This window comes from Salmonella sp. A1325 (genome assembly GCF_056991255.1).
Genome location: NZ_JAMLWO010000005.1, coordinates 125,765 through 147,769 on the forward strand (window position 1 = coordinate 125,765; position 22,005 = coordinate 147,769).

Annotated in this window: 25 protein-coding genes, 1 tRNA gene and 1 riboswitch; of the genes, 3 read left to right on the forward strand and 23 right to left on the reverse strand. The window is 54.4% G+C overall.

All coding sequences use genetic code 11. The features are described from left to right. Positions 1-43 precede the first annotated feature (43 nt). Positions 44-119: transfer RNA gene (locus NAZ64_RS11880), tRNA-Asn, on the forward strand. A 225-nt stretch (positions 120-344) separates the two neighbouring features. On the opposite strand, the gene ldtA is transcribed toward NAZ64_RS11880, so the two are convergent. From ldtA to pduF, 23 genes are all read right to left on the reverse strand, one after another. After that, on the reverse strand, positions 345-1,274 hold the full coding sequence (ldtA, locus tag NAZ64_RS11885; RefSeq protein WP_079982561.1) for a L,D-transpeptidase: 930 nt from the start codon (positions 1,272-1,274) through the stop codon (positions 345-347). 77 nt (positions 1,275-1,351) lie between these two features. Then, entirely contained in the window at positions 1,352-2,422 is a 1,071-nt protein-coding gene (gene cobT, locus NAZ64_RS11890; protein ID WP_220569817.1) for a nicotinate-nucleotide--dimethylbenzimidazole phosphoribosyltransferase, read from the reverse strand. A 26-nt stretch (positions 2,423-2,448) separates the two neighbouring features. Continuing rightward, the gene (cobS, locus tag NAZ64_RS11895; protein WP_023201846.1) at positions 2,449-3,192 is read right to left on the reverse strand and encodes an adenosylcobinamide-GDP ribazoletransferase; all 744 of its coding nucleotides are present in this window, start codon (positions 3,190-3,192) and stop codon (positions 2,449-2,451) included. Continuing rightward, positions 3,189-3,734 (reverse strand): bifunctional adenosylcobinamide kinase/adenosylcobinamide-phosphate guanylyltransferase, encoded by a 546-nt coding sequence (gene cobU / locus NAZ64_RS11900; protein WP_000973193.1) that lies wholly within the window; start codon positions 3,732-3,734, stop codon positions 3,189-3,191. The genes cobS and cobU overlap by 4 nt, the downstream gene beginning before the upstream one ends. Then, entirely contained in the window at positions 3,731-5,251 is a 1,521-nt protein-coding gene (locus tag NAZ64_RS11905) for a cobyric acid synthase (RefSeq protein WP_220569816.1), read from the reverse strand. The genes cobU and NAZ64_RS11905 overlap by 4 nt, the downstream gene beginning before the upstream one ends. Continuing rightward, positions 5,248-6,063 carry an energy-coupling factor ABC transporter ATP-binding protein gene (locus NAZ64_RS11910; RefSeq protein WP_000881544.1) on the reverse strand — a complete coding sequence of 272 codons (816 nt, stop codon included), beginning with the start codon at positions 6,061-6,063 and terminating at the stop codon, positions 5,248-5,250. Before NAZ64_RS11910 ends, NAZ64_RS11905 begins: the two co-directional genes overlap by 4 nt. Before the next feature lie 8 nt (positions 6,064-6,071). Next, positions 6,072-6,749 carry an energy-coupling factor ABC transporter transmembrane protein gene (locus NAZ64_RS11915; RefSeq protein WP_000147137.1) on the reverse strand — a complete coding sequence of 226 codons (678 nt, stop codon included), beginning with the start codon at positions 6,747-6,749 and terminating at the stop codon, positions 6,072-6,074. Next, the gene (locus NAZ64_RS11920) at positions 6,736-7,017 is read right to left on the reverse strand and encodes an energy-coupling factor ABC transporter substrate-binding protein (RefSeq protein ID WP_000753212.1); all 282 of its coding nucleotides are present in this window, start codon (positions 7,015-7,017) and stop codon (positions 6,736-6,738) included. Before NAZ64_RS11920 ends, NAZ64_RS11915 begins: the two co-directional genes overlap by 14 nt. Position 7,018: 1 nt before the next feature. Further along, a complete protein-coding gene (gene cbiM / locus NAZ64_RS11925) occupies positions 7,019-7,756 on the reverse strand; it encodes a cobalt ECF transporter S component CbiM (RefSeq protein WP_000764336.1) in 738 nt (245 codons plus the stop codon). Next, the gene (locus NAZ64_RS11930; RefSeq protein WP_001013552.1) at positions 7,753-8,466 is read right to left on the reverse strand and encodes a cobalt-factor II C(20)-methyltransferase; all 714 of its coding nucleotides are present in this window, start codon (positions 8,464-8,466) and stop codon (positions 7,753-7,755) included. The genes cbiM and NAZ64_RS11930 overlap by 4 nt, the downstream gene beginning before the upstream one ends. Continuing rightward, positions 8,463-9,257 (reverse strand): sirohydrochlorin cobaltochelatase, encoded by a 795-nt coding sequence (gene cbiK, locus NAZ64_RS11935; RefSeq protein WP_000709784.1) that lies wholly within the window; start codon positions 9,255-9,257, stop codon positions 8,463-8,465. The genes NAZ64_RS11930 and cbiK overlap by 4 nt, the downstream gene beginning before the upstream one ends. 2 nt (positions 9,258-9,259) lie before the next feature. Beyond that, entirely contained in the window at positions 9,260-10,051 is a 792-nt protein-coding gene (locus NAZ64_RS11940) for a cobalt-precorrin-6A reductase (RefSeq protein WP_076935371.1), read from the reverse strand. After that, entirely contained in the window at positions 10,048-10,773 is a 726-nt protein-coding gene (locus NAZ64_RS11945; RefSeq protein ID WP_076935372.1) for a precorrin-3B C(17)-methyltransferase, read from the reverse strand. The genes NAZ64_RS11940 and NAZ64_RS11945 overlap by 4 nt, the downstream gene beginning before the upstream one ends. Next, positions 10,773-11,828 carry a cobalt-precorrin 5A hydrolase gene (gene cbiG, locus NAZ64_RS11950; RefSeq protein ID WP_220569815.1) on the reverse strand — a complete coding sequence of 352 codons (1,056 nt, stop codon included), beginning with the start codon at positions 11,826-11,828 and terminating at the stop codon, positions 10,773-10,775. The genes NAZ64_RS11945 and cbiG overlap by 1 nt, the downstream gene beginning before the upstream one ends. Continuing rightward, on the reverse strand, positions 11,809-12,582 hold the full coding sequence (locus tag NAZ64_RS11955; RefSeq protein ID WP_000004870.1) for a cobalt-precorrin-4 methyltransferase: 774 nt from the start codon (positions 12,580-12,582) through the stop codon (positions 11,809-11,811). Before NAZ64_RS11955 ends, cbiG begins: the two co-directional genes overlap by 20 nt. Further along, entirely contained in the window at positions 12,566-13,144 is a 579-nt protein-coding gene (locus NAZ64_RS11960) for a decarboxylating cobalt-precorrin-6B (C(15))-methyltransferase (RefSeq protein WP_000650990.1), read from the reverse strand. Before NAZ64_RS11960 ends, NAZ64_RS11955 begins: the two co-directional genes overlap by 17 nt. After that, the gene (locus tag NAZ64_RS11965; RefSeq protein WP_000958838.1) at positions 13,134-13,739 is read right to left on the reverse strand and encodes a cobalt-precorrin-7 (C(5))-methyltransferase; all 606 of its coding nucleotides are present in this window, start codon (positions 13,737-13,739) and stop codon (positions 13,134-13,136) included. The genes NAZ64_RS11960 and NAZ64_RS11965 overlap by 11 nt, the downstream gene beginning before the upstream one ends. Next, the gene (gene cbiD / locus NAZ64_RS11970; protein ID WP_220569814.1) at positions 13,733-14,872 is read right to left on the reverse strand and encodes a cobalt-precorrin-5B (C(1))-methyltransferase CbiD; all 1,140 of its coding nucleotides are present in this window, start codon (positions 14,870-14,872) and stop codon (positions 13,733-13,735) included. The genes NAZ64_RS11965 and cbiD overlap by 7 nt, the downstream gene beginning before the upstream one ends. Then, complete coding sequence (locus NAZ64_RS11975) at positions 14,872-15,504, reverse strand: cobalt-precorrin-8 methylmutase (protein WP_220569813.1); 633 nt, start codon at positions 15,502-15,504, stop codon at positions 14,872-14,874. The genes cbiD and NAZ64_RS11975 overlap by 1 nt, the downstream gene beginning before the upstream one ends. A gap of 10 nt (positions 15,505-15,514) precedes the next feature. Next, positions 15,515-16,474 (reverse strand): adenosylcobinamide-phosphate synthase CbiB, encoded by a 960-nt coding sequence (cbiB, locus tag NAZ64_RS11980; RefSeq protein WP_220569812.1) that lies wholly within the window; start codon positions 16,472-16,474, stop codon positions 15,515-15,517. Further along, a complete protein-coding gene (locus tag NAZ64_RS11985; RefSeq protein WP_220569811.1) occupies positions 16,471-17,850 on the reverse strand; it encodes a cobyrinic acid a,c-diamide synthase CobB in 1,380 nt (459 codons plus the stop codon). Before NAZ64_RS11985 ends, cbiB begins: the two co-directional genes overlap by 4 nt. 97 nt (positions 17,851-17,947) lie before the next feature. Further along, positions 17,948-18,122, reverse strand: a riboswitch (cobalamin riboswitch). 325 nt (positions 18,123-18,447) lie between these two features. Next, on the reverse strand, positions 18,448-19,359 hold the full coding sequence (gene pocR / locus NAZ64_RS11990; protein WP_000622326.1) for a transcriptional regulator PocR: 912 nt from the start codon (positions 19,357-19,359) through the stop codon (positions 18,448-18,450). Between the two features lie 216 nt (positions 19,360-19,575). Further along, positions 19,576-20,370, reverse strand: a complete 795-nt coding sequence (pduF, locus tag NAZ64_RS11995; protein ID WP_483640955.1) for a propanediol diffusion facilitator PduF — start codon at positions 20,368-20,370, stop codon at positions 19,576-19,578. Between the two features lie 524 nt (positions 20,371-20,894). On the opposite strand from pduF, the gene pduA reads away from it, so the two are divergent. Together pduA and pduB are read left to right on the forward strand one after the other, a co-directional pair. Next, positions 20,895-21,179 carry a propanediol utilization microcompartment protein PduA gene (gene pduA, locus NAZ64_RS12000; protein ID WP_001183618.1) on the forward strand — a complete coding sequence of 95 codons (285 nt, stop codon included), beginning with the start codon at positions 20,895-20,897 and terminating at the stop codon, positions 21,177-21,179. Continuing rightward, positions 21,176-21,988, forward strand: a complete 813-nt coding sequence (pduB, locus tag NAZ64_RS12005; RefSeq protein ID WP_000097500.1) for a propanediol utilization microcompartment protein PduB — start codon at positions 21,176-21,178, stop codon at positions 21,986-21,988. The genes pduA and pduB overlap by 4 nt, the downstream gene beginning before the upstream one ends. Positions 21,989-22,005 lie beyond the last annotated feature (17 nt).

The window sequence follows — 22,005 nt, forward strand, 5'->3', positions numbered from 1 at the left end:
TTGACAAAAATTTTTCCGCCGCTAATATACGACCCCACACGATTCCTCTGTAGTTCAGTCGGTAGAACGGCGGACTGTTAATCCGTATGTCACTGGTTCGAGTCCAGTCAGAGGAGCCAGATTTTAGTTTCGGGACATCCTGGTGAGTCCGGAGACGTTTAAAAAACAAAAAATTATCTTTACCCGGTTGACCTGATAAGGTTTGCCGGTTTTTTTGACACCCATAGTTTTTGGGGACTTAATCGGGGGCCTCACGGTTCGCTGAGAAAATGAAGCCCCTGCCATGACACTCACTACTAATACAGATACTCCAGCCCATGAAAACCAGCAATGTGGCAGGATATTTAAAGGCCAGACCTGCCTGCGCTAATGTTGACCGGCATTCCGGAACGGCGCTCCAGCACCTCATTAACCCGCGAAGTATCAACGCCATCCCCTTTGATAAACGTGCGCAGCACTGGCGTAACGGGCAATGGAACTTTTTTGTCTGACTCAAATTCAGCACGGTTGCGAGAAAGCGGTTCGTGTACCTCTAGCCAACGACTGCCATCCGGCTCTACCGAAAATTTAACGGGCCTGTCGATAATCTGAACGCGGGTTCCTACAGGAACATTGTCAAATAAATATTTAATATCGTCATTGCGTAAACGGATACAGCCCTGACTGACGCGAAGGCCAATGCCAAAGTTAGCGTTAGTGCCATGGATGGCATATAACCTGCCGATATATATTGCGTATAGCCCCATAGGGTTATCCGGCCCCGCAGGCACCATCGCTGGCAGCGTTTTTCCCTCTTTAGCATATTCCCGACGCGTATTAGCCGTTGGCACCCAAACCGGGCCATCTTGTTTGCGTTCAACCGCAGTTACCCAGTTGCGCGGCGTTTCACGGCCAGCCTGACCAATACCAATAGGTAGCACCTCAACCGTATTCGTGCCTGCGGGATAATAATAAAGGCGCATCTCGGCGACGTTTACCACAATACCTTCACGAACGGTGTCAGGCAGAATCAACTGCTGCGGCACCACCAGTGTGGAACCAGACTGAGGTAAAAACACATCCACGCCGGGATTCGCTTCAAGCATATTACTCAGCCCCTGACCGTAGCGGGCGGCAAATGACTCTAAGGGCTGAGTATTGTTCTGCGGTACGGCAATTGTGACAGGTTGTCCTACCAGACGACTGCCTTCGGGCGGCAACGGATAGCTTATAGCCAGCGAGAAATGGCTTACCAACAAGACGAAAAACGGAAAAAAAGGTGTGGTACGACGCATTATATCCCTTCCTTTGTCGCGGCAGGTGTGCGTTAAGTATAGCTTTTTTCTCACATGGCTGGTGTTGTGCGCCCGGGTTATGTTGCGTTTGCGTTCCCCTCCGGCAGGACAATATTACTGGCCGCTAACTCCCCCATATTGTGGAACATGGCGCACGCGGCTTCCACGATCGGCATCGCCAGCGCCGCGCCGCTTCCTTCACCTAACCGCATCGCCATATGCAAATAGGGCTCCATAGACAAATGCGCGAGCGCGATGCGGGTGCCCTTTTCCGCCGAAAAGTGCGACGGGATCAGATAAGGTCTCACCGCAGGCGCAATCTGACAGGCCGCCAGCGCTGCCGAGTAGGAAAGAAAGCCATCCAGCAATATGGGTAAGCCACACCTTGCCGCGCCAAGCATCACGCCGGTCATCCCGACCAAATCAAAACCACCCACCTTCGATAACACATCAATGCCGTCGCGCGGATTGGGCTGATTAATCGCAATCGCCCGCCGCACGACGTCCACTTTATTATCGATGCGGGAAGGCGGAAGATTAGCGCCAATCCCCACCACCTCTTTTGCATCACTTCCTGTAAAAACGCTGACCATCGCGGCGGCTGGCGTAGTGTTCGCCATTCCCAGCTCCCCTACGCCAAATAAGGTCACGCCGCGTTGCGCCAGGTCGCAGGTGTAGCGGGAAACCTCCAACAAAAGCTCCTCAGCCTGCGAGCGACTCATCGCCGGGCCAACGGCAATATTTCCGCAGCCGCGCGCGACGCGCATATTAACTACGCCAGGAATAGGTTCAGCATCAATACCAACATCAATGACATGCACCTTCGCACCGGCCTGAGCGGCAAGCACGCATACGCCGGTTGTTCCCCGCGTCATATTCGCCGCCTGAATCGCCGTCACGATTTTGGGCGAAACCGCCACGCCTTCATCCCAGACGCCATGGTCGGCGCACATCACCAGCATCGCCTTTTCACCTACCTGCGGCATACCGTTAAGACCCGGCATTCCTGCGAGCTGAACGGCTAAGGCCTCCAGCCTGCCCAGGCTGCCCGGCGGTTTGAGTAGGCCGTCAATATGTTGCTGCGCACGCGCCATCGCCTCGGCGTCCGGCGCAGGAATGTCATGGAGTAAAGCGTGTAGTGTCTGCATAAGATGTCTCGTCCGTAATAATCGGCTCATAACAGAGCCAGCAGAAAGATCAGTTCGCCAAGTTCGATCGCCGCGCCCAGCGTATCGCCGGTTTGACCGCCAAGCGTACGTTTAAGCAACTGGCCAAGGATGAAAATCGCCGCGAGTGTGACCACCATTGCGGCCAGTCCTTGCATACCAGGCAGTAATACCGTGGCGACGATTACCGCCAATCCCAGAGTAATGCAGGTTTGCCGTCCGCTGACTTTACCGATAAATACATTGCCGAGCCCCTCGTCACGGGCGTAGCGATGACGGTACATCAATAAAACGGCGCTGCCACGCCCAGCCGCACAGGCCGCCGCCAGCGCCGCCAACATTGGCGTTCCACGTAACGCCAGTTCACTGACCACCAGAATTTTTGCCAGTAGCACGAAAATAAGCGCCAGCCCGCCATGGGTTCCCAGGCGACTATCACGCATAATCTCCAGCATTCGCTCACGGCGGCGCGCGGAAAAAATGCCATCGCAGGTATCGGCCAGCCCATCCAGGTGAAAACCACCGGTCAGCAGCGCCAGCGCCAGAATACAGAACAACGCCGCTAGCGGAATACCGCACCAGGGTTGCAGGAGGATGAAAATCAGGCCGCTTACGCCCCCCAGAATCAATCCGATAAAGGGAAACATCACGATCCCACGCGAATACTGCTCGAAATCCAGTCCCTGCGACCAGCGTGACGGCACGGGCAAGCGGCTAATAAAAGCGAGCATGGCCCAAAACAGCTTACTCATTTAATTTTGACTCCAATACCTGAGACCACCAGCCAGACCTCATCCGCCGCTGCCGCCAGTCGTTGGTTGACCCGACCGGCAATATCACGAAAATGGCGCGCCAAACGATTTTCCGGGACGATCCCCATTCCCACCTCATTTGTCACCAGTACCACTTTCGCCGGGCAGCGCTGGCAGGCTGCAATTAAAATCTGAATTTCATCGTCAATGGCGCGCTCCATCGCCGCGTAATCCCACTGTTCGGGATCGTTTTCTCCTCCCAGCGCAAACAGCAGATTCGTCACCATGGTGGTAATACATTCCAGCAAAATCGCGTCGTCAGGGGCAAGATCCGCGGTAATCAACGTATCAAGATGCCGCCAGCATTCTGCGGTCCGCCAGTGTGCCGGCCTGCCATCTTTATGATGCTGAATTCTCGCCGCCATCTCGTCATCAAGAATCTGCGAGGTGGCGATATACAGTACCTGCGGCGCATCGCCAATTAAGGTTTCAGCATGACGGCTTTTACCACTACGCGCCCCGCCCGTCACCAGAATCATCATACCGGCTCCTGATGTTGTTGCATGATGGTATAAATTTTATCAATATCAATATGTTGCCGCATCGCTTCCGCCAGCAGATCAAATTGCCGCGCTTTATGCTCCGCATAACAAAAAGTCGTTTCCCACGGCGCAAGTCCTTTTCGCGCCCGTAACCCATTGACCACCGCACGGGTAAACGCATCGCTGTCAAACAGGCCGTGAAGGTAAGTGCCAAATGCCAGTCCGTCGGCGGTGACCGCGCCATCCGCCACAGAGCATCCATTTTTCTGTAACGTCATGGCCGTACAGCATCCTTCCTGCAGCACCGTTTCCCCCATGTGGATTTCATAGCCGCGTACCGGTAGCCCCGCCGCGGCAGCCAGCCAGCCGGGCAGCTCGCCTGACATTGTCGCGTTAACCTGCGTCGTGGTTTTATCCTGTGCAAAGCGAGTGATCGTATTAAGCAGCCCCAGGCCCGGCTGCGTACCCAGCCCCGACTCCACCTCATCCACAATGGTGTCGCCCAGCATCTGGTAGCCGCCGCAAATTCCCATCACTGGCACGCCCTGCCGATGTGTCTGCAATACCGCATCCGCCATCCTGCTTTCGCGCAGCCAGGCGAGGTCGCTCAGCGTATTCTTACTGCCCGGCAGGATCACCAGATCAACGTCAGTCAACGCTTCCGGGCGGCGAATATAGCGTATGCGCACATCCGGCTGCGCCGCCAGAGCGTTAAAATCCGTAAAGTTAGAAATATGTGGCAGTTGCACAATGGCAATAGTGATATCACGGGGGGCGTTACCGCGATATTTATCGTTTTGCAGCGCGACGCCATCTTCATCTTCCAGATCCACATCCAGCCACGGCATCACTCCCAGGACCGGGACGCCGGTAAGCGATTCGATTTGTTCGATACCGGAATAGAGCAGCGCCACATCGCCGCGGAATTTGTTGATAATGACGCCCTTTACTCTGTCACGCTCCTGTTTATGCAGCAGCGCCAGCGTGCCATAAATAGCGGCGAATACGCCGCCCCGGTCGATATCCGCCACCAGAATAACCGGACACTGGGCCATTTCCGCCATTCCCATATTGACGATATCACGATCGCGCAGATTGATTTCCGCCGGGCTTCCGGCGCCTTCCAGCACAATAACGTCATATTCCTGCTCCAGGCTGTTATAGACCGCAAGGATTTGCTCACGCAAACGCGGTTTATAGTCATGGTAACTAACCGCATCCATATTGGTCGCCACTTTCCCCATCAGCACGACCTGCGCCTGGCGATCGCTGGTCGGTTTGAGCAGCACCGGATTCATACGCACATCTGGCGTGATCCCCGCGGCTTCCGCCTGAAAAATCTGCGCCCGCCCCATCTCTTTGCCATCCGGCGTAATACCAGAATTAAGCGCCATATTTTGCGATTTAAACGGCGCGGTACGCAGACCATCCTGATAAAAAATGCGGCATAAACCCGCCGCCAGCACACTTTTGCCGACGTCGGATGCCGTCCCCTGCAACATAACTGCCTGTGTCATGACGCCTCCCTGAATGCGCACTTTTGCATTCGATGAAAAAACTCCGTTTCTGTTTTACACAGCGGCAGTCCCAGTTGAGTATGAAGTTTGACCAGCCAGGGCTGGGTTAGCCCCGCTTGTTCCATCGCTTCCGTACACGCGAAAACCTCGCCAGGCGCGCCATGCGTCAGGACCTGGCCCTGACGTAACACGTATACGGCATCGCTAATTTCATAAATAAGATCGATATCATGGCTGGAGATAATGACATGATTTCCCTGCGCCACAATCCGCCTGATGATAGCAAGCATCTGAGTGCGCCCTGCGGGATCGAGACCAGCAGTGGGTTCATCCAGCAATAGATAGCGCGCCTGTAGCACCAGCGCTCCGGCGATAGCCACACGTTTTTTTTGCCCATGACTCAAACACTGAATGGGCTGATGGCGAAAATGTTGGGCGTCAACCAGCGTTAGCGCCTCGTCGACGCGGCGCGTGATTTCTGCCTCCGGCACCCCCAAATTACGTAAACTAAACGCAATGTCGCTATCGATATCAGTATAAAAAATCTGCTGTTCAGGGTCCTGAAAAACCGTCGCAACTTGCTGGCGCAGCGCCAGTAGTCCGCGCTTGCTGTAATCCAGCGGTTTTCCCTGCCACAACACGGCCCCTTTTTGCGGACGCAACAGGCCGCTCAGGTTCATAAAAAGCGTAGACTTCCCACAGCCGTTCGCGCCCACCAAACCGGTAACAGGCGAAAGCGAAAAATCCAGATTTAACCCTTTAAGTACCGGCTCATCCTGATAACGAAACCACAGGTCTGAAGTGGCAAGCATAATAGTCCTTACAGATGAAAATCACCCTGATACAGTTTGATATCCAGCGTGGTGGTCATTTGCTGATAACGCATTAACACTCGCGTAAACAGGAGTCCAGCCAGCATCGCCAGAGATCGATAGCCGTTCGGCAGGCTGCAATAACCAAAACGCAGCGTTTGCGCGCGACGAATTGCCACCGCCTCATCCAGAAGAATAAAGAGAAAGCGCCACGTTAACAGGATTTGCTCGGTAAGCAGGCGTGGAATATGCGCGCGCTTAAGCAAGCTAATTAACTGCGGAAACGGTAGGTTCATCACCAGCCACAACGTCGCGGACAGCGCCGTCAGGCTACGCCAGAACGTTTCATTCGCCGTAACCACGCCCGCACGGGTAATCCCGATCCAGTACGGCCCGACAGAGATGCCAGCCAGCAGCATTTGCGGCTCGCGGCTGATGCTGAAGATAATCGTTATCACGCCGACCAACAAAAATCCAAAAGGTATCGCCATCCATCGACACCAGCGCCAGAGGGATATGCGCAATAGCCAACAGCTCAATCCGGCAATGATCAGCAGCTCAATGCCCTGCCCTACAGGCGGCAGAACAAACGCCAGTATCATCATCGCCAGCCACAGCAAAAACTTGCGCTGCGGCGCAACGTGTGCCCAGCGGCTTTGATAGCTGAGTCGATCAAGCCCGGTCATCACGGCGTTGTTTACCTTTGCAATACCCCAGGATATAAAAAATCACCGCCGCGCCAAGAGAGCCCTGAAGGGTAAACAGCAGGCTTTCAATTTCACCGCTGGCAGGTTCATATAACGGCTGAAACCAGGGTTTATACTGCGGCGCAATAGCCTGAATCTGGCTTTCCGCTTCTCCGTCTGAACCGCCATATTCACCGCCGTGGTTAATAAAAAACGGCAGAATCACCAGCGCCACCACCATCGCTAACAACATCAACGTTTTTTTCATTTTAATGTCCTTGTACGGTAATCACTTGCCGTTTAGTCAACTGGTCATAAATCATGACGGTTAATAAACCTTCGGCAATGGCGACAGGAATCTGTGTGAGGCAGAAAATCCCCATAAACTTCACAACAGACCCTGTCGCTCCGGCATGGGGATCGGGAAACGCAACGCCAAGCTGGACTGAAGTCACAAAATAGGTCGCCAAATCCGCCAGCATCGCGCACAGAAAAACGGCGACATCGCGGCGCAGTCCGGCACGGCAGGCCATTTTCCACACCAGATAACCGACAACCGGGCCAATCACCGCCATCGACATTCCGTTTGCGCCAAGCGTCGTCAGGCCGCCGTGCGCCAGCAATAGCGCCTGAAACAACAGCACAACCGCACCGAGAATCGCCACCACCCCGGGCCCGAACAAGATAACCGCCAGACCAACGCCGGTCGGATGTGAACAACTCCCCGTTACCGACGGAATTTTGAGCGCGGACAGGACAAAAATAAACGCGCCGCACAGCGCCAGCAGTACCTTCTGATGATTATCCTCCTGCACAATACGCCGTAAGCGCACCAGCCCATACCACAAGCAGGGTAAAAACAGTAACCACCAGGCCAGCGCCCACACTGGCGGTAAAAAGCCCTCCATGATATGCATCGCAAACGCCTGTTGCGGGACAACCATCAGCAATAGCGCTGCAGCCAGTCCACTGAAAGACAACTGTCTAAGCTGCTGTTCAAGTTTCATTCTGCATACTCCCACTGTTTATTGACCAGAATGGTCGAAAAATAGGGCAACGGTCGATCATCGTTGACCTCGTGGAGATGGCGCCAGCACTGCTCGCCGGGCAGCGTGGCCTCGGACATCATTAAGGCGCATTCCAGCAGGCCAGCCTGCGCCAGCAACGCTTTAATACGGGCGAATCGGCCATACACTTTCATCAACACCAGGCTATCATGCTGTTGTAGCGCCTGGGCTATTTCCGCTTCCGGCGCGGTACAAGAAATAACCGCCAGCGATTGCCGTTCTATGGCGAGCGGCATTTTCGCGCGGGCGGCTATCGCGGCGAAGGACGTGACGCCGGGGACAATCTCCAGCCACTCCGGGCAGCCGATTCGCTGGAGTAAAAAAATCCAGGTACTGAATAGCATCGCATCGCCCAGGGTAATAAAACCGACCTGTTTACCCGCTTCCACCTCTGCGGTAAGCGCGGCGGCAACCTCGTTCCAGACCGCTTCTTTCTCGGCGCCGTCAGCGCTCATAGGGAAATGGCAACAACGTACTTCCGTCTGCTCGCCGAGATAGTCGCGCACAATCGACAGCGCCAGACTATCGCCCCCCTTACGACCGGCAGGCGCATATAGAATGTCCAGCGAGCCAAGAATTCGCGCTGCGCGGACGGTTATCAGGTCGGGCGCGCCTGGCCCGGTACTTAATGCGTATAATTTACCGTTCATGCCGCCTCCTCTACCGCCATGTTCAGCGCCTGGTGCAAATGCGCGACAAACATCGCCCGGATAGCCGGGTTTTCTCCCAGCCCGCTCAGCCACGGCGTCGCCGGAATGCCCGCCGCGTTAAAGCGCATTTTCCATGAGTCGCCGTCGTCTGAAGCCATATCATTAATGGCGTGATCGCCCGCCACCAGCATTAATGGCATCAAATGTACGCCGGTGACGCCTTCGTCACGCAGGCTGTCGATCAGGATGTCGACCTCCGGGTAGCTTTCTACGGCGCCGACGCGCGCCGGAAAGCGCTGCGCGGTCATCATATGATCGAGACAGGCATAAGCAGCGAATGCGTGATGGCTGGCGCCGTGGCCCATAAAAACGACTTTCTCCGTTTGTCTGAGCGATGGCATCTGTTGTCGCAACGCCTGCATTAGCTGCACATAATCGTTATGGCTGCTCAGCAGCGGCACGCCCAGCGTCAGGCGAGTGAATAACGGACGCAAGAGTTGTACTTCACGGACAATTTTTTCATATTCGTCGCCGTTAATAATGTGCAACGACTGAATCGCCACGTCCTGATATCCCTGTGCGGCAAGCTTTTGCAAAGCCTGTAATGGCGTATCGATGTCGATACCGTCACGCTGGCGAAGCTTGCGAATGATCATTCCGGAAGTGAAGGCGCGAAACAGGTCGCGATCGGGACAGGACGCCGCCAGATCACGTTCGCACGCCACAATGTTTTTTTCACAGGTGTCGTGATAGCTGGTGCCAAAACTGACCACCAGAAGCGCTTTTTTCATTTTTACTCCTTAGCTGCGGCCAGCCAGCGCGATAAACGCTGCGCAAAGGCGGCCTGGCTTTCCAGTAACTCATCACCCGTCACAAGCGGCGTCGGGCGCGCAATAACGATGCAGGGAATGCCCGCATCCAGACAGGGCTGAACTTTTTCCTGATATCCCCCCTCCGCGCCGGACGCTTTGGTAATGACTACGTCGGCCCGGCACTGGTGGTAAAACGCGGCGTTAAAATCAGCGCTGAACGGCCCACACAGTGCGAAAATTTCTCCAACGCCGAACCCCAGTTCGCTGCAGCGTTGAATCACCTCCGCCACGGGCAGTACACGCGCCAGCAACGTTTTTTCCGCCAGTCCGGCACGCCAGACGGCCAGATCTTTACTGCCGGTCGTCAGTAACACGCGCGGACCAAAACGCCTCACTATCTCGCAGGCATCGGCAATACTGCGCGCCGTATAGAGAAGCGGATGCGTCAGATTGCTAAGCTGCTCCGGACGCTGATAACGACTTAACAACACGCCTGCCGTTTCACAGGCGCGAAGGAGGTTATGGCTGACCATTTCTGCATAAGGATGCGATGCATCTATTACCCAGCGAGTACGGTTTTCTTTTAGCCAGGCGACCATCTGCCCGTACTCCAGACGACCACAGCGCACCTGTCCTTTAATGTCGCCAGCCAGCGCTTTTCCGGCTGGCGTCGCCACGGATAAGGTGTACGCGACGTTCGCCGCATCCAGTTGTCGGCATAACGCGCGCGCATCGCTGGTGCCGCCCACCACCAGCACTTCCCCCTCATTCACAGCGTGTAACCTCGCGGCGTTATCATCAGCCCATCCTGAACATAGGTCGTCTTATTACCAACGATGACCAGACTGGTCATATCTACCGGTTCAAAATCCATATCGCCGAGCGTAGTCAGCCATTTTTCCTCTTTCTTACGTCCGGCGGATTTCACCACGCCAACCGGCGTCTGCGCGCTTTTACTGGCGGTAAGCAGGTCAAACGCGCGCGCCAGATGCCCTTCGCGCCCGCGGCTGCGCGGGTTGTAAAAACAGATAACAAAGTCTGCCTCTCCGGCGGCAACGATACGCTTTTCAATTACCGGCCACGGGGTCAGCAGGTCGCTGAGACTGATATGGCAGAAGTCATGCATCAGCGGCGCGCCCAGTAAAGAGGCGGCGGCGATGCTGGCGGTCATGCCAGGAATGAGCCGCACCTCGACGTCCAGTTTTTGCTTGCCGACCAGTTCCAGCACCAGACCCGCCATGCCGTAAATACCGGCGTCGCCGCTGCTGATGAGCGCTACGTTATGACCGGCCTGCGCCAGTTCAATAGCCGCCTGGCAGCGTTCAATTTCCTTACACATGCCGGTCTTGATCACCTGTTTGTCGCCGGTAAAGGCTTTCACCAGGTGGGTGTAGGTTTTATAACCGACGACGATTTCCGCCGCCTGTAACGCCTCAATCGCTTCCATGGTCATCATTGACTGTGAGCCAGGGCCAATTCCGATTACGCTTAACATCAGTGTGAAACTCCCAAAGTAATAGTGACGCCCTGTTCGCGCAGGGTTTCGCCTAACAATTGTCCCTGGCTTAATAACCACGCAGCCGGGCCGGATACGCTGCCAACGCCCACCGTTTTTCTGACGAAGCCAGAACCGGGAAAATGGTGTTCGAATTCGCGCAACGCTTCGGCGGTAAAGGTTTTAAAAGGCACGCGGCAGCAGGAGGCGAGCTGAATAAGCCCCGGTTCCCCTTTTTTGAGCGTGACGCTGCCAATCGCTTTTAACGCCAGCGGATCGAGTTTCTGCGCTTCAAGCTGACGCGCCAGTAATGTCGCTAACAGGGGAAATGGCGTATCGCGGCGACAGCCAATTCCCGCCACCACACGCTGGGGCACCAGTTTCCAGTGCGGTACGGGAAGCTCAGGGAGGTCATTACGCAAAGAGACGCAGATAAGCGCATCCAGTTCAGGCAGCCGCTGCAAATCATCAACAGGGATAAAACCGCGAATATCGCACTGGTCGATCTCTTCCGTTAGTTCGACATCCCACCATAACCCTACACGTTGATGACTGACCAACATCTGGTTAACGGTTTTTACCGCCGTGCGAAGATCGGTCATGCGGGCGTTAAGCTGGAAAGCTAAAGTGTCCAACGCGGACATCTCATTGACATCCGTTGCCGTGGTAATCACCGGATCGGCGCCTAACATTCCTGCCAGGTAGCGCGTCAAGGCATTGGCCCCGCCCGCATGACCGGAAAGCAGGCTAATGACATGCTGACCACGTTCATCAATGACGACCACCGCCGGATCGCTGAACTTATCGTTCACTAACGGCGCCAGGACACGAACGGCAATGCCGGTCGCGCCGATAAAAATAAGCGCGGTATAAGTGGTAAAAGCCTGCCGCGCGGTATTAGCGAATCCGCCATCGAAGGGAATAAATCCCTCTTCCCGCAGTTTTTCACTGGTAAAGCAGGTTAACGGCAACATCGCGGCGAGTCTCTTTGCCAGCGCCACACCGCCGGGCGTCAGGCAAAACAACGCAATGGATTCAGGCTTTACGGTATTCATGGCTAAAGTCCGCTGCATAAAGTCTTGAGTAGTGATACTCCTTACCCAGAAAATTCCCGACCAGGATTAGCGCCGTCTTACGGATGCCAGCATCACGTACTTTGTCGCTAATATCCGCTAACGTGCCGCGAACGGTCTGGCTTTCCGGCCAGGTAGCCTTATAGATGACCGCGACAGGCGTAGTTGCCGGATAACCGCCGGCAATGAGACGTTCCGCCACCCGGTGAATACGCTGAACGGAGAGATAAATCGCCATTGACGTCTGGTGACTGGCGAACGCCTCCAGTTGTTCGCGCGCCGGTACTGGCGTACGCCCTTCCAGACGGGTAATAATGAGACTCTGCGATACCTCCGGTACGGTATATTCCACACCCAGCTCCGCCGCAGCGCCGAGAAACGCGCTGACGCCAGGCACTACCTGCCAGTCGATACCACGGCGGGTTAACTCTTCGCCTTGCTCACGTACGGAGCCGTACAGCGAGACATCGCCCGTTTGCAACCGCACCACCGTTTTTCCCGCTTTCACGCCCGCAGCCATCAGCTCGATAATCTGCTCAAGATGCAGTTCGGCGCTGTCGTAGCGTTCTGCCTGCGCGGGGCAGTAATCCAGCAGTTCGGTATTGATCAGCGAACCGGCATAGATAACTACCTGCGCCTGTTGCAGCAGGCGGTAGCCTTTAAGCGTGATCAGCTCGCGATCGCCCGGCCCGGCGCCGACGAACCATACACAGCGTGGATCAAATGTCTCTGACATGGTTTTCTTCCTTCTGACAGGCGATAACAAAAACAGGGTTGTTCGGTTTGAAATAGTGTCCCGCCCCCAGCGGCGTTAACGATGAAAGCTGAAGCTGTACACAGTCCATTCGGCATGCGCCGATGCGCGCAAGATGCGCCAGCGCGCTATGGAGGTTTTCCTGCAAGATAAAGGTCATCACCAGACGGCCACCGGGATGCAGATGGCCCATCGCCCAGTCAATCAGCGCCGTCAGATGCCCGCCGCTGCCGCCCATAAACACCGCATCGGCTTTCCCGGTTATGGTCATTGGCGCTTCGCCGGGGAGAATATCGATATTGCCGCAGGCAAAGCGCTGACGATTCTCATCAAGCAGTCGTAGCGCGGCAGGATTACGCTCGATAGCCGTCACCTGCAACGAAGGAAATTGCAGCGCCGCTTCAATTGAGACGCTTCCCGTTCCCGCCCCGACGTCAATAAGGTGACTGGCGCGGTGGAGCTCAAGTTTCGACAGTGCCAGCGCCCGTACCGCCTCTTTGGTCATTGGCACGTTCTCGCCGCGCAGAAAAAGCTCATCTTTCATCCAGGATCACCACTGCATTCATTTCATAGTCGGCGTTGACCGCACTGACGGGTAGCCAGTGGATCCGCTCATTTTCCATCGCCAGATTTTCACCAATCACCATTAAGCGATGCCCTTTGCCCCGCGCGACCAGTTCCCGCGCGATTTCTCGCGGCCCGCAGCGGGCATCCGTGACCATCGCCACTTTGCGATGGTTCGCTAACTGATCGAAGCTGACGCAACGACCGTGGCTACTGGTCAACCACATGTCATTCATATCAATTCCAGCCTGTGCGCACAGATACTGTACGGCGCTGATGCCAGGGATAATGCGAACCTGTTCGATACCAAAATGCGCCACCAGGCGTGTACCGATGCCATAAAACAGCGGATCGCCGGAGGCCAGCACCACGATCCCTTTATCCCAACGGGCGGCAATCCAGGACAACAACGCGCCAATATCCGCGCCCAGCGTAAATCGTTCGCCGCCAAACGCCGGAAACTGCGCCAAATGGCGTTTACCGCCTGCCAGCGCATCGGCATGGTCTATCGCTTCCAGCGCCGCAGGGGTCATCAAATGCCGTCCAGCGGGCCCCATACCCACGACCGTTAGCATTGCAGCTCCTTAGCAATCTCGTCGACGGGACGATTACTGCCGAGAATATAGTTATCAAAAGAAAACAGGATGGCGTCGCAGACAGGCGGCGTTTTGGTAAAACGCAGCATCTGCATGACTCGCAAACAAATACGCCTGGCAAGATGGTTATAGATATGCCCGAAGCCATATGCTTCAATGTGCTCCATTGCCGCTTCGGTGGTATCGCAATCGCTGACCAGGGTGAGTAACTCCAGCGGCGCGCCCAGTAAAGCTAAATGCGCGACCAGCGTTTCCATGCGCGCATCGGCAATATGGCTATGGGTATGAAAGATCCCGGCGGCGATTTTGATCAATTTTCCAGGATGCCCCACCAGCACTATCTGGCAAAATCCCAGCCGTACCGCCTCTTCAATCATGTAGCCGACAAAATTGCTCATGGTGACGACCGTCTGTGTGTCGACGCTCATTTGTTCGCGAACAAACCGTTCGCCGTGGTTGCCCGGCACGAGTATCACCCGCGTTAATCCTGACGCCCGTTTGATCTCCAGTTCCAGCGATAGCGAGCGTTTCCAGCTTTCTTCCGACATCGGCGTCACAATGCCGGTAGTGCCAATAATGGAAATGCCGCCAAGAATGCCAAGCCGCGAGTTATACGTTTTTTGCGCCCGCGCTTCGCCTTCCGGGGCAAAAATCTCCACATCGGCCCCACGCGCCGGGCCTATCGCTTCGCGTACCGCTGACTCAATGGTATGGCGCGGCGTACGATTGATGGCGGCGCTCCCGAGCGGCAGTCCAACCCCTTTACGCGTTACCGTACCAATACCTTCGCCGCCAGTGAGCGTAATCTCACCGCTGTCGTTGAGCGTAACGCGGGCAAAAATCAGCATTCCGTGCGTGGCATCCACATCATCGCCGCCATCTTTACGAATTGCGGCTATCGCCTGCTGGCCTTCAATGTGCGGCGACTCCACGTTCAGGCATAGCGTGACGCCCGACGGCGTGACGATGGAGACCTGATGAATCAGATGTTGACGCAATACCATCAGCGCGGCGACTTTTGCCGCCGCCGTCGCGCAGGAACCGGTGGTATATCCTTTACGTAACGCTTTACCGTGGTGCCAGACCGGCGTGTCAAAAGAAAGCTCGCTCATCAGGCCTCCCAGAGGTGATAGAGCAGCGCATTGACGATAGCGGCAGCCACGTTACTGCCGCCTTTACGCCCTAACGCGGCAACCGCGGGGAAATGGCTATGGGTGAGCGCCTCTTTGGACTCCGCCGCGCCGACAAAGCCTACCGGTACGCCCACCACGCCGCTCACCGTCACGTTATGTTCAAGCAAACGGAACAGGGCCGTCGGCGCATTACCGAAAACAAAGAGCTTGTTTTTCTCCTCCTCGGCGATAGCGATATCGACGGCGGCCATTGAACGGGTAATCCCCTGCGTTTGTGCGGCGCGCACCACGCGCGGATCGCTGATATAACAGCGACACTCGCCGCCAAACGTCGCCAGTAATCTTTTATTAATGCCGGACAGCGCCATCGTGGTATCGGTATAAATAATGCACGGATGGCGTAGCGCATCACAAAGCTGCTCCAGCGCATCGGCAGAAAACCACAAAATGTCCAGCCAGTCGAAATCGGCGGTGGTATGAATAACCCGCTTGATAATGGCCTCATGGAGCGGGCTGGCGAAACGGTAATCAGGACGCGTTTCGCGAATAATGTCGCTAATAATGGTGAAACTGTTGGCCTCAATGGTTTGGGGCTGCTGGATATAATGCATACTGTCGTCCTCAGGCCACACCAGATAACCCGCACCGCGCCGCAATAAACAACGCCAGCGCCAGGGTTGAAGCGACCCACATCAATCGAATCGTTCGGGAAATATCGTCCACGGAAATATCGCGCTGCGCGTCGCCGATCCAGGGCTTGTCCACACGCTCGCCAAAGTAGTTATTTGGGCCACCGAGCTGGATACCTAAGGCGCCGGCCACACACGCTTCCGACCAGGCGCAATTTGGGCTACTGTGGTTATAACGGTCACGCCAGCCAATACGCAGCGCCCGCCAACTACTCAGGCGACACAGTCCTGCCGCAATGCCCAGCAACAGCCAGCTCAGTCGGGCAGGAAGATAGTTCGCTACGTCGTCCATACGGGCGCTGACCATACCAATCGCCCGGTATTTTTCATGTTTGTAGCCCACCATTGAATCCAGGGTATTGACGGCTTTGTAGGCCATCGCCAGCGGCGCGCCGCCGAGAAAGAGGAAAAAGAGCGGCGCGATAATGCCGTCAACGGTGTTTTCTGCAACCGTTTCCACCACGGCGCGATTGATCTGCGCTGGCTGAAGTTGCGACGTATCGCGCCCGACGATCCAGGAGAGTTTTATTCGGCTTTCCGCAAGGTCGTTCTCCCGCAACGGTCGTTCAACCTCCTGCGCGGCGCGGGCCAGAGAGCGTCCGGCCAGCGTGGTAAAGATCATCCAGACTTCGACGCTCCAGCCAAACCAGGGGTGAATCCGCTGCGCCAGCGCCAGTACGCCCCATGCCACGCCCCAGGTCGCCCCGACAACCACAACCCACATTACGCCGCCGCCAATCCGCAGCGCTTTATCGCCGGGACAATAGCGACGCACAATACGCTGCACAAACGTAATTAATCGGCCTATCCAGCGTACCGGATGGGGCCAGTGTTGAGGGTCGCCGATGATAAAATCCAGCACCCAGGCGATACACCAGGCAAGAATCGTCATAATACGCGCCTCGCCGCCGCCAGCCAGTGCTGCAACATTTCCGGACGCTGGGCGAAATGGACGTGCAGATAGCTGGCAAACGTGTTGCCTGTCTGCCAGCCGCCAGTCCATTCCTGTAACACGCGGCCATCGCGAACCTTACGACAGGCCATAACGGCGGGTGTTTCGGGGATAAAATCTGAGTAGTGAAATTCATGGCCGCGCACTATCTCGCCAGGCACCGCCAATAGCGTTGGCTGCATAGCCTGCGCCTCACAGTAGCCAAAGCGGGTAAGTCGCTTACCCATTTTGCTGTGACCGGGGATAATATTCGCCATCTGATGAATTTCCCCACCGCTATCCTCCAAAGTGCTCCCCAGATACATCAGACCGCCACACTCCGCGTAAATCGCCACGCCGCGCTGATGCGCCGCCCGCAAATGTTTTAACATCGCCGTATTTGCCGCCAGATCCGCGGCGTATAATTCAGGATATCCACCGCCCAGCCAGATCATCTGACAATCAGGCAATGCGCGGTCATGCAGTGGGCTAAAACGCATAATGTTAACGCCGGCACGCTCCAGCAAATCGATGTTATCGGGGTAATAAAAGTTAAAGGCCTCATCATCAGCCAGAGCAAGCGTCAGCCCTGCCCCCGCTGTTTTACCAGGGCGTTCAGGCCACATTCCCGCCGGAAGCGCTGATAACACGCTCAGCGAGAGTAGCGCATCCACATCCACTGTTTGTTCCAGCGTGGCGGCAAAATCATGCCATGATTGCTGATTGACGAGGGATTCTCTGGCAGTAATCAACCCCAGGTGGCGTTCAGGTAATGCGACGCCGTCGCAAGGAGGGACATACCCCAGTACCGGCAGTGAGCAATAATGTTCAATGGCATTTTTGAGGAGCTGATAGTGGGCGTCGCTAGTGACGCGATTCACAATTACGCCCGCGAGGTTGAGGGTCGGGTCGAAGTGCTGAAATCCCATCACGATAGCCGCAAGCGACGTTGAAACAGCCTTGCCGTCCACCAGTAGGATGACCGGGCAACCAAGCTGTTTCGCCATCGCGGCTGTGCTGCAGTAATTGGGGTCGACGCCATAGCCGTCATACAGCCCCATGACGCCTTCAATGACAGCGATATCCGCCTGCCGCATTTGTTCGCAAAATAAGGCGTTGAGAACAGGAGGAGGAAGCATGAAACTGTCAAGATTACGGGACGCCACGCCACAGATAGCGGTATGCCAGCCGGTATCAAGGTAATCTGGCCCAACTTTAAACGGCTGTACGCGCAGCGCGCGTTTTTGCAGCAGCCTCAACAAACCAAGCGTCACCGTGGTTTTGCCGCAACCGCTTCCTGTGCCTGCAAGAATAAATGCGTGATGCCTTGCCGCCATTACCCTGATCCTGTTCAGGGTGGTAGGGGTATACAGGTACGCGCATGTTCAGTCTTTCGACTGTACGCGTCTTCGCAACCCACTTCCCACCGAAGTTGTTGGTTATCACCGACAGGCAGGTCTTCTGGCTTAGCGTCCTCCTCGCCCGTCCTTCCCAATCTTGCGATCAGTGGTCTTTACGGGGTCGTCAGCATCACAGCAGCGGGGGCTGCGGGGGATTTTCACCCCCTTCCCTACCACAAATGTGGCAAACCTGTTGGTTTACGTTATGGCTGTACGGCACACCCATAACGACAATTAATAATGTGCTACGTTTTACATTTCTATGAGCAATAGCCTGAGCGGTTGCTCATCTGACGTTAATCTACTCATCCTTACCGGTATATTGACGATAAAACGTATCGACAAAGCGTAATAAAACTTATCTTTCCTGACACTGTACTTCATCACAAAAATAAAAACTGGTGCAGTTTATGCCCTAAATTTTATTATTTTGTTGCGCTATGACAATTTATTGTTACACCAGATAAATTTTCTTTCTGAAATGATTAAGATACAAAAGACTATCAAAAATCGGCAATAGCAAAATATTGCTATTCATAACGATGGAGGATGAGAATTCTCATTTATCTGCTGGCGATAAGCCTGCGGCGTAACCTGATAGGTCTGGCGGAAGACTTTGCAAAAATAGCTGGTTTGCGAAAAGCCTAAATTACGCGCAATACTGGCAATACTCCAGTCACTATGGCAAAGCAATTCTCTGGCGCTAACCATTCTCTGGCGGTTTACCCACGCATTAAATCCGATTCCCTGATATTTCTTGAATAGTTTACTGAAGTAATAGGGGCTGAGATAGACATGTGAGGCGACATCCTCAAGACGAAGATCGTCGGACAAATGCGCATCAATATAGCGAAGCGCTTTTTTCATTTTACTGTCATGCGGAGTGGGACCACGAGTGGTTTTATTTGCCTCCGATTGCTGCGGATTGTCTTTGATAACCACGAAATTGAGCTGTTTTTTCAGGCAATTCTCAACAATCAGTTTAAGAAGATCGGCGGAAGCGATAACGCGTGAATAGTCCATCTCTGGCACATTCCGAAATTCATTCAAGAGCTCAGGGTCAGCCTGCCAGCGATCGTCGACATTAAGAATGTTTACCAGCTCCACGTCATTACTTAAACGAACCTGCCCGCATAAAACAAAGCCAACTAAATGCCCTGCGATTACCAGCGGAATAGAAAAATCCGTTAGACCGGCATGACAACGATAAATACAGGGTTGATCGGACTTCGATGCCTCCAGTCCCCCGCAGCGATCGCTCATACGACAACGTGTACTATGCTGGGGATGCTGCCGCATCAACTGACAAAACGGCGTGAAATTGAATAGCTCAGATATTTCATCACCATGAATATTGACAACCACAACCGCCAGACCGGTGGCTTGTGCAAAATCCTGTGCGATTTTATTAATGAGTTCTGAGTTCAGAGCGCTCGCAGAAATCATGATAAAACCCCTCAGTTAATTTATTGTTATAAACAAAACACATTATTTACATTCACTTTTTATTAGCATTATCCTGGCCCTGATAAAAAGTACAATGACAATATCAAAAGTCTCCCATTGCTGGGAGACGTTTTGATCAGTTCGTGAAAGCAGATCACGAAATTATCTCACCTGTTTTTACGATACATCATTGCTGTGAATCTGGTTCGCATTTTCTTACAGTTCACAGCGGTTACAAGGTAAATTCTTACCAATAAAATAGCGATATATGGCTGCTCCGGCACAGGCGCCGATAACAGGCGCGACAATCGGCACGATAAAATAAGGGATCTCTCGCCCACCGCTCATCGCCATGTTCCCCCACCCCGCTAACCATGTGAACAGTTTGGGACCGAAATCACGCGCCGGGTTCATTGCAAAACCGGTAAGGGGTCCAGTAGACGCGCCGATAACGGCAACCAATATCCCAATAAGCAAAGGCGCAAGCGGCCCTTTAGGAATGCCATTGCCATCATCCGTCAATGCCATGATCATGCCCATCAGAATCGACGTAATGACCACTTTCACCAACGCAGCCTGCCATACATTTAGCGCTGCGGCCGGATAGGTACTGAAAATGCTGGCTAATTGCAAACTTTCGACGCTACCGCGCACCATATGATGCGCAGTCTCAAATTCAGTAAAAAGGCTACTATAAAGCACATACGCCAGCAGAGCGCCGCCAAAAGCGCCGGCAAACTGGGCAATAATATAAGGCAATACCTTCTGTTTAGGGAAGCAGGCAAAGAGCCACAGCGCAATCGTCACCGCAGGGTTAAGATGTCCGCCGGAGATCCCGGCTGTAAGGTAAACGGCCAGTGAAATCCCAAGCCCCCAAATAATGCAAATCTCCCATAATCCGAGGCTGGCGCCTGCGACTTTGAGCGCGCTCAAACAACCGATACCAAAAAACAAAAAGAGTCCGGTGCCTAAAAATTCCGCACCACATTGCGCCTTTAGAGAATCATTCATGTGACACCTTCTGAGCAAAGTTCGTGTCCTGGCCAGCGCAAGTTTCGGCTGGCGGTAGAGTACAGCTAACCTCACTATAAAAAGTGCCGCCTGTAAATTGTTGGCAACCTGCGGGCCTGCCTTCCGGAAAAATCGTGTTGCGATAGCAAAATTTTGCTTTTCCGATATTTTTATCAGCCCATCACACGGGAAATTTGAGCTATAAAATACGCCTGTTGAAATAATAAAATATTGCACAAGCCAACTTATCAATTTCGAATAAGCATCACATTTTGCGTCTTTCGCTATATCAAATAGAAATACTCTCGTCACTAACAAAAATGTAAAAATGAAATAATAAAAACAAAATAATCATATAGACAATAATAAATTAAATGTTAATTATCAATCAGTTATAAAAATAAAAGGCAATTTAGTCATATTGCTTCCCCATTATTTTCTGATGCTCAACAGCAAGTCAGCCATTCTTTTTCCTCGCATCTTCTTATAGTCCCAACTATCGGAACACTCCATGCGAGGTCTTTATGCAACAAGAAGCACTAGGAATGGTAGAAACCAAAGGCTTAACCGCAGCCATAGAGGCCGCTGATGCAATGGTTAAGTCAGCCAATGTGATGTTAGTGGGCTATGAAAAGATTGGCTCCGGGCTGGTAACCGTCATTGTGCGCGGCGATGTTGGCGCGGTCAAAGCGGCCACCGATGCAGGTGCCGCAGCCGCACGCAACGTGGGTGAAGTGAAAGCCGTACACGTCATCCCACGCCCTCACACCGATGTAGAAAAAATCTTACCGAAGGGAATTAGCCAATGAGCAGCAATGAGCTGGTGGAACAGATCATGGCGCAGGTGATTGCCCGTGTGGCAACGCCGGAACAACAGGCCATCCCTGGTCAACCCCAACCTATACGAGAGACGGCTATGGCAGAAAAAAGCTGCAGTTTAACGGAATTTGTCGGGACCGCCATTGGCGACACCCTTGGCCTGGTTATCGCTAACGTCGATACCGCCCTGCTGGATGCGATGAAGCTCGAGAAGCGCTATCGCTCCATCGGCATTCTCGGCGCCCGCACCGGCGCAGGCCCACACATTATGGCGGCGGACGAAGCGGTGAAAGCCACCAATACCGAAGTAGTCAGCATTGAGTTGCCGCGCGATACCAAAGGCGGCGCGGGCCACGGTTCGCTGATTATTTTAGGCGGTAACGACGTGTCCGACGTCAAGCGCGGTATCGAAGTCGCGCTGAAAGAGCTGGACCGCACCTTCGGCGATGTTTACGGCAACGAAGCCGGGCATATCGAGCTGCAGTACACCGCTCGCGCCAGCTACGCCCTGGAAAAAGCGTTCGGCGCGCCGATTGGCCGTGCCTGCGGCGTCATCGTCGGCGCTCCGGCTTCCGTCGGCGTACTGATGGCCGATACCGCCCTGAAGTCAGCCAACGTTGAAGTCGTGGCGTACAGCTCTCCGGCGCACGGCACCAGCTTTAGTAACGAAGCCATTCTGGTGATTTCCGGCGACTCCGGCGCGGTCCGTCAGGCGGTGACCTCTGCACGCGAAATCGGCAAAACCGTCCTTGCGACCCTCGGTTCTGAACCGAAAAACGATCGCCCGTCCTACATCTGATACCCACGAGGCTGATT